We start from the raw sequence: 7,413 nt of genomic DNA on the forward strand, positions 1-7,413 counted from the left end.
TCGGCCTCGCGGTCGAGGATGTCCAGGCCGCCCGACACGTGTGGGAACGCGCCGCCGGCCTCGGCTGACGGCGCGTCAGGTCCACCAGATCAGCTCACCGCGGTCGTCCACCCCGGTGAAGCAGGTCAGCAGCAGCCGCCTCCGGTCCTGGCCGGCGGGTTCGCCACCCAGCACGGCGTGCACGAGGTTCCCGTTGAGGACGCAGAGATCACCGGTTTCCACCGGGATGACCACCGACGGCACGCCGGTCAGCAGCTCGACCGGGTAGGGGAACCCGCTGTGCAGCAGCCCCAGTCGATCCCGGGAGGCCTCGTCCGGCTCGACGTTCCACACCTTGAGCTGCCCGGTGCCGGCGATCACCTGCGGGTAGGCGTTGACCGCCATCACGCGCCCCAGCCGCTGGACCTCGAACCCCGCCTGCGCGGGATCACCGAGCTGGGCCAGGTCGTCGTGCGGTTGCAGCAGGAACTCGCCTTCCTGGTTCCAGCAGACGGCTTTCGAGTCCCCGGCCGGCCTGCCGTCGTGCCTGGCCGCCCGTGCCGCCGGGACGACGCCGCGGGCCGTCAACGACGAGCGGAAGTCCGCGATGGGGTTGGCGGCGTCCCGATACAGGTCGCGCACCGCGTCCGCCGACTGCTCCACCGAAGCCAGGTACTCCTCGGTGGTCCGGTCGACGTGCGACGCGCCGACGATGTAGCCCTCGACCCCGCCGACCCCGTCGCCGTAGCGCGGTGTCCGGGGCATCGTGGGCGACCAGAAGTTCGCGACGATGCGCTCGCAGTCCGAGGTGGACAGGTACGAGCGGATCCGGTAAGCGGCGAGGTCACCGCGCAGCACACGCGACACGGCGTCGTAGTCGACGACCCGCGTGGTCTGGTGCACCCGGAACGACGTGGGCGGCAACGACCGGCCGGCGATGGTCACGAACGTCCTCCGTCCCCGTCCGCCGGGGCGCGGTGCAACAGCGGCCGGCCGGCGTGCAGGAAACCCAGCATGGCGGGCAACGGGCTGACGATCCGGGGCTGCGCGTCCAGCCGCGTCCGGTGCCGCCGGTGCACGGTCGGCAGCTGCGACCAGTGCGCGCCCGGGTTCAGGTGGTGCTCCTGGTGGTAGCCGTCGTTGAACGCGAGCCAGTTGTACAGCCGCCCGTAGTGGCTGACCGAGTCGGCCGCCCTGTTGTCCGGGTCGGCGCCGTAGTGCCGGTAGTAGTTCTGCACGTTCACCATGACCAGCGCGAGGAAGTAGGCCGGCAGGTAGCAGAACAGGGCCCACTGCCAGGAGATCACCGTGAGCACGGCCAGCGACAGCCAGCGCACCACGCGGTCGATCCTGATCTGGCGGAGTTCGCGGCTGCGCCGGGGTTCCCGACGCCAGGCCAACGAGATCAGCACGCGCTCGCCGGCACCGGGCTTGCCCAGTCGCACGATGACCAGCAATTCGTGGCCGCGGTCGCGCAGTGACTGCAAGGCCCCGCCGATCGCGTAGCGCAGCAGCGGCGCGTGTTCTCCGTTCTGGCCGTCCCGGTACGTGGAGGACAGGTCTTTCGTGGTGCCGGTGTCCCCCGGCGCGTCGTTGTTGTACCGGTGGTGGTTGCGCACGTGCGTCAGCTCGTAGGCCTGCACGGACTGCCCGATGTTGGCCGAGTTCAGCGCCGACACCGCCGCGTTCAGCCGGGCCGAGACGAACCACGGCACGTGGGTGAACAGGTGCGACACGACGATGATGTTGTACGCGGTCATCGCGGCGAGCAGGCCGACCTGCGCCACGCGGGCCGGCCAGCCGCCCTGCGCCCAGGTGGCGGCACACCAGAACAGGACCGCGAAGTGGGCCAGGCTGTAGATCACCAACAGGCCGTCCCGCGACGAGACTCTCCAGACGCGCATGGCACCCCTTAGTGCGTACCGGACAGGGAAGGATCCGTTGCCCGAGGCAAGGACGCTCAGAAGTAGGACTCCAGGGCGCCGCGGCGCCGCACGTCCAGCGTGGCGCAGTGGAACGAGCCACCGAAGCTGTTGAAGTTGCGGAAGTCGCAGAGGATCGGGGTGAACCCGAACCCCTTCATGGCGGCGATCATCGGCTCGTCCTGCCGCTCCACCACCACCCGTTGCTCGTCCAGCACCAGCAGGTTCATGTTGATCCACTTGCTGGTCAGGTACAGCGGGTGCGCTGCCGGGATCACCGGCTCCGGTGCGGCCAGCACGTCCCAGTCCCGGAACTGGCGGGGCACCTCGGGCACCCGGTCGGCGTTGATCAGCAGCTTGCCGGGCGCCAGCGGGACCAGGGTGGCGTCGATGTGCATCGGGTGCGCATCGGCGAACTCGAGCACGTGCACCCGGTAGTCCTCCCCCAGGTGCCGACGCAGCCACTCGATGCCGAAGTCGTTGGTGACGTTGCTGCGCTGGGCGAAGATGTCCCTGCCGCAGCGGACGAAGTCGGCGGCGTCGAACGTGGGTTCGAACTCGGTCACCACCAGCCGGACCGGGTCGGATTCGACCCAGTCCTGGTCGAACTGCTGATCGGTCAGCTCCGGCTTCGGCGCGGCCGTCCACTGGGCGCCGCCGCGGAAGTACTCCTTGAGCAGCGGGCGGTAGGCCAGTGATTCGTAGTAGCGGGAACGCCAGGCCATCGGGCACTCGATGATCTGCTCACCGATCACCAGCAGCGCGTCCCTCGGCATCGCCGCGTACATGCCGGTGCTGGTCCAGTCGAGCGTCCGGTACGGCCGACCCTGCGCGATGGGTTCGGGCCGGCGCACGATCACGCCTTCGCTCTCCAGGATGTGCGCGAACTCGTCGAGCTCCGCCGCCGCGGCCGCGACCTGCTCCGGAGGGAAGGGCCGGCCGGCCATCCGGCGGAACGTCTCGTGCTGATCGGCCGGCAACACCGGGGGGAGGGCGAGGTGCCAGCCCGGAAAACAGGCTCCGTCGACGATACCGACGATCACCTCCTCCAACGGGTCCCATTCGGTGTACGAACGCACAGGACTCCGCGATGCGGATGGGTGGGGCAACGGTTTCTCCTGACCGTGGGTGGCAGTTCCCGGTTGAGCGGTGAACCCGCGGACCAGGCCGCTCGACAAGTGTGGTTCGGGGTCCGGCGGCGGCACCATGGGACCTTGGTCCCGCAGACCGCCCGGGCCCGGGTGCGGGAGGCTCGGCTCACTAGAGCAGAGGGAGACCGAGCCATGGATTCCCTACTCCAGCGACGTCGTCTGGAAGACATGGTGGACACCGACACCATCTACTTCGAGGCAGGTGCCGAATCACTGCGAGGCAACGGTTTCACCCTGGTCCGAGCCCCCGGTCTCGAACACCTCGCCGCGGGCTGCCTCGCCATTCGCGTCGACCTCTCCGCCACGGCGGCGAGCGCGCGTCGGTGGCGGCTCGAATTCGAGAACGCCGTTCGAACCGCGGGCGGACACCGCTATCGGCTCTACCTGACCGGCCGATCGCCCGCCCTCGAGACCGAACTGCTCACCCACGGATATGTGCAGCGCTTCGAGTCGATGCTCGTTCGCGACCCCGAACGCACGCCACGAGGCAGTGCCCCGGTCCGGCTGCGGGAGATCGCGTCGGCAGCGGACTGGGCCGAGAAGGTGCGCATCGACAGCGAATCCACCCACGCCCCCGACGGTCACCACGTCGACGCACGGTCATGGGCGGAATTCGAGCGCAGGAAGTGGCAGAGCGGCATCCTCCACTACTTCATGATCAACGGCGCGAACCGGACCTACGGGACGGTAGGGATCGTACGTTCGGACACCATCGTCCGAGTCAAGAACCTGCTCCTCCACCCCAGTTGGCGAGGGATGGGGATCGCCACCGAAGTCGCACTGGCCGTCCATGCCGACGCCTCCGCGACCGGAATACCCGCCGGCCTCTTCGCAGCCGCCGGGGGCATCGCTGAACGCGCATACCGGCGAGCCGGCTTCCGGCAGATAGGAACCGTCTCCGAGTTCATCCGGGAACCGAGCGGGCAGAACTCCACCGGAACTCCCCACAACTGATCGGAAAGGGAGATCATGAGCGTCAATCCGTTCGACGACGAGGACGGTCGCTTCTGCGTGCTCGTGAACGAGGAGGGGCAGCATTCCTTGTGGCCGGTTTCCCTACCGGCGCCCTCCGGTTGGAGCATCGTGTTCGGTGAAGACAGCCGACCGGCGTGCCTGGACTACATCGAGCGGCATTGGGTGGACATGAGGCCGAGGAGCCTCCAGGTCGCCATGACGGAGGACAGCGCTCCGTGAAGTTCACGGTCGACCCGTTCACCGGCCGGCCGTCGATCGGCGCAGCAGCTTCTTGTCGGGCTTGCCCGCGTCGGTCAGCGGGAGTCGCTCCACCAGGTGCACCTGGTGCGGCGCGTACATGGCCCCCAGTTCGGCCGTGACGAAGGCGCGCACCTGTTCCGGTGTGACACCGCGCCCCCAGCGCGCCACGACGGCGGCGTGCACCCGTTCCACCTCGTCCACGTCGGGAACGGCGAACACCGCGGCCTGGGCGATCGCCGGGTGTCGCACCAACACCTCCTCCAACTCGGCCGGGTACACGTACCCGCCGACCACGATCACCACGTCCTCCATCCGCCCGCGCAGGTGCAGGTAGCCCCGCTCGTCGAAGTAGCCGACGTCCCCGGTGCGCACCTCGCCGCCGCGCCACACCCGCGCGGTCAGCTCCGGGTTGCGCCAGTACCCCTTCGCGGCCGTCGACGACCGCACGCAGACCTCCCCCTCCCGGCCGGTGGGCAACTCGTTGCCGTCCTCGTCGCGGATCGTCACCCGCGCTCCGGGGACCGGGCGTCCGACGGTGGCGAGCAGTTCCGGTTCCAGGTGCTCCTGAGCCGACAGTTCGCAGATCACGCTCGCCTCGTTCTGCGAGTACACCTGCACCAGCACAGGACCGAAGAGTCCGAGCGCCTGCGCGATCTTGGTCGGTGACGCGGAGGAGCCGCCGTAGCTGACCGAGCGCAGGCTGGACAGGTCGTGGTCGCCGGCTGTCGGGTGGTCAACGACCTGGTACAGCAACGGTGGCAGCAGGTGCAGCTCGGTCACCCGGTGCGCGGCGACGTCGGCGAGCACCTTCGCGGGGTCGAAACCCCGGTGCAGCACCAGTCGACCACCGAGGCCGAGCACCATCTCGGCGGACAGGCCGCCGGCGTGCGACAGAGGCATGCAGAGCAGCAGCACCATGTCCGCGTCGACCACCGTGCTCATGAGGTCGTAGAGGCTTGATTGAGTCGCGTAGGTGACCTGGACCCTCTTGGGGTTCCCGGTCGTGCCGCCCGTGTGCCGGATGTAGCAGACGTCGTCGGCGTCCACCTCGGTCGGGGTGACCGGATCGCCGGGAGCCTTGTCCGCCAACGCGAGCATGTCCTCTCCCGGCCCGATCGAGCCGAGGCCGAGCACCGTGGCGACCGGCGCTCGTTCGAGCACCTCCGCGGCCCGCCCGGCCAGCGCGGAGTCCACCACGAGCACGTCGGTGTCCACGGCGGCGACGATGGTCGCCTGCACGGCCGCCGCCAGACCGTTGTAGAGGTACGTGGTCCGCGCGCCGAGCAGGTTCGCCGCGTACTTGGCAGCCATGATCTCGACCCGGTTGTCGGACAGCAGGGTCACGCTCGATCCTCGCCGCACCCCCTTCGCCGCCAACACGTGCGCGAACCGGTGGATCAGGGCCGACAGGTCACCACGGCGGAACGTGGTCCCGTCGGGCTGGTGGCAGGCGATCCGCTCGGGTTGCCTGTCGAGGCTGTCCAGGACCCTGTGCGTGTAGTTGTGGCTCACCGTCGGTCGAGCCACAGGGTCCAGGGACGTACTTCCTTGATGCGCAGGACCCCGTTCAGGGCCCACGGGTCCTCGGCGAAGATGGACCGCACCTCGTCCTCGTCGGCCGCCACCACGGCGAGGAGTCCGACGTCCTCACCGCCGCCGTCACCGATCGGACCGCCGAGGATGATGACATCACGGTCGAAGAGGTCATCGGCGAAGTCCGAGTGCCCGTCCCATTCGCGTTGCTCCCGGATGCCCCGGGCGTACTCCCAGTGGGGTCCCTTCGCTGTCGTCACGGCGAAGACGGTCACGTTGTCTCCTTGTCCTGGTCACGGAGGTCGGCCATCACCTGGGCCGCAGTCCACCGTGCACCTTCCGATGGGCGTACGGATCGATCCCGAAGGACTTCAGCGGCAGCACGATGGTCTTGATCTCACCTTGGACGATCTGCGAGAGGAAAGGGGAGGCCGCGATCGTCCGCCGACAGACCTCCCTCGCGATCGCCCGGATCTCCTCACGATTTCGACTGATCCGGAACAAGGTCACGTACAGGCGGTCCCGCATGACCTGGACGTGCACGTCCTCGATCGAATCCTCGGGCGTCGCCACGGCCCAAAGCGCCTCCGCAGTGGCGCTCTCCAGTGCGGCTTCGTCAGCGTGCGGGCCGCGAAGCCGCAGCACCACCGTCGCGTGGTTCACGAAAGGTCGTCTTCCATTGAAACACCACACCTGTTCCGTTGCCGCTGCCCTGGAACGCGGAACCGGCCCTCGGTGGAGAGCCTAGATCGGCAAGGCGAGCAGCTGCTTGACCGACCTTGCGCAGTCCATGTCGAATATTGCGCTGTTCAGGGCCGACCGGGCGGAGGCCGATCAGCACGCCGTATCGGGCTCCTGATGCCCTGACGCGCTCGCGCCCTCCCGCCGGACCCGTTTCCGGTACTGCGACGGCGAGCACCCCACCCACTTGCGGAACACCCTGGCGAAGTGTTCCGGGCTCTGGAAGCCGCACCGCTTGCCGACCTGCGACACCGGCTCGTCGTCGGCCACGAGTTGGTACCGCGCCGCGTCCACCCGCAGCCTGATCAGGTACTGCAACGGCGTCTCCCCGACGGACTCGGAGAACCGGCGCAAGAAGTGGTACCGGCTGACCGCGGCCAGCTCCGCCAGTCGGTCCAGGGTGATGTTCTCCCGCAGGTTCTCCTTCATGTAGGCGATCACCTCCGCGAGCTGGTCGAGTTTCAGGCCCCCGGTGCCCTGGTGTTCCGCGGTCCGCGGCGCGAGCAGGTAGTTCGCCAGGTACCGGGACGCGCTGACCGCGTAGTCCTCCCCCGCTCCCAGCTCACGCGCGTGGACGAGCACGGACACCATCGACGCCAGGTGCAGGTCCAGGTGCTTGAGCGCGTGCGGCCTCAGCGCCTCCTCGACGGACGTGGGGTGTGCTCGTGCGACGTCCTGGAAGATCGTCGTGGGGAGCTGGGCGCAGGCGAGCTCGAAGGGCGGGTTCCCCGGCGGCAGCCGGCGGATCCGGACCGGCTCACCCGGTGCGATCCGGCAGACCTCGCCCGGCACCAGGGTGACGCGTCGCCTGCCGCCCCCGTCCCGGGCTTCGACCTGGCACGACCCGCGCAACGGGGTGATGATGGCGAACC

General features: G+C 69.0%; 9 protein-coding genes. 2 read left to right on the forward strand and 7 right to left on the reverse strand.

Translation table 11 applies throughout. The features are described 5' to 3' along the window. Window positions 1–75: 75 nt before the first annotated feature. From AB0G02_RS24165 to AB0G02_RS24175, 3 genes are read right to left on the reverse strand one after another with little or no spacing between them, the layout of a single operon-like run. On the reverse strand, window positions 76–924 hold the full coding sequence (locus AB0G02_RS24165; protein ID WP_360797737.1) for a hypothetical protein: 849 nt from the start codon (window positions 922–924) through the stop codon (window positions 76–78). Continuing rightward, the gene (locus tag AB0G02_RS24170; protein WP_360797738.1) at window positions 921–1,883 is read right to left on the reverse strand and encodes a fatty acid desaturase; all 963 of its coding nucleotides are present in this window, start codon (window positions 1,881–1,883) and stop codon (window positions 921–923) included. Before AB0G02_RS24170 ends, AB0G02_RS24165 begins: the two co-directional genes overlap by 4 nt. A 56-nt stretch (window positions 1,884–1,939) precedes the next feature. Beyond that, on the reverse strand, window positions 1,940–2,884 hold the full coding sequence (locus AB0G02_RS24175) for an amidinotransferase (protein WP_360797739.1): 945 nt from the start codon (window positions 2,882–2,884) through the stop codon (window positions 1,940–1,942). Between the two features lie 300 nt (window positions 2,885–3,184). Between AB0G02_RS24175 and AB0G02_RS24180 the strand changes: the two genes are divergently transcribed. Continuing rightward, the gene (locus tag AB0G02_RS24180; RefSeq protein WP_360797740.1) at window positions 3,185–4,006 is read left to right on the forward strand and encodes a GNAT family N-acetyltransferase; all 822 of its coding nucleotides are present in this window, start codon (window positions 3,185–3,187) and stop codon (window positions 4,004–4,006) included. Between the two features lie 15 nt (window positions 4,007–4,021). Then, on the forward strand, window positions 4,022–4,246 hold the full coding sequence (locus AB0G02_RS24185; protein WP_360797741.1) for an MbtH family protein: 225 nt from the start codon (window positions 4,022–4,024) through the stop codon (window positions 4,244–4,246). Window positions 4,247–4,264: 18 nt separating this feature from the next. Here the strand turns inward: AB0G02_RS24185 and AB0G02_RS24190 are convergent, their stop codons facing one another. The 4 genes from AB0G02_RS24190 to AB0G02_RS24205 form a co-directional block, all read right to left on the reverse strand. Further along, window positions 4,265–5,794 (reverse strand): AMP-binding protein, encoded by a 1,530-nt coding sequence (locus AB0G02_RS24190; RefSeq protein WP_360797742.1) that lies wholly within the window; start codon window positions 5,792–5,794, stop codon window positions 4,265–4,267. Next, window positions 5,776–6,075 (reverse strand): YciI family protein, encoded by a 300-nt coding sequence (locus AB0G02_RS24195; protein ID WP_360797743.1) that lies wholly within the window; start codon window positions 6,073–6,075, stop codon window positions 5,776–5,778. The genes AB0G02_RS24190 and AB0G02_RS24195 overlap by 19 nt, the downstream gene beginning before the upstream one ends. Window positions 6,076–6,109: 34 nt before the next feature. Next, window positions 6,110–6,463, reverse strand: coding sequence for a hypothetical protein (locus AB0G02_RS24200; protein WP_360797744.1), 354 nt, complete (start codon window positions 6,461–6,463; stop codon window positions 6,110–6,112). 171 nt (window positions 6,464–6,634) lie between these two features. Continuing rightward, window positions 6,635–7,413 (reverse strand): AraC family transcriptional regulator (locus AB0G02_RS24205; RefSeq protein WP_360797745.1); only part of this gene is annotated, 779 nt, incomplete at its 5' end.

Origin of the sequence: Actinosynnema sp. NPDC023658 (assembly GCF_040639995.1) — a bacterium.
GTDB lineage: Bacteria > Actinomycetota > Actinomycetes > Mycobacteriales > Pseudonocardiaceae > Actinosynnema.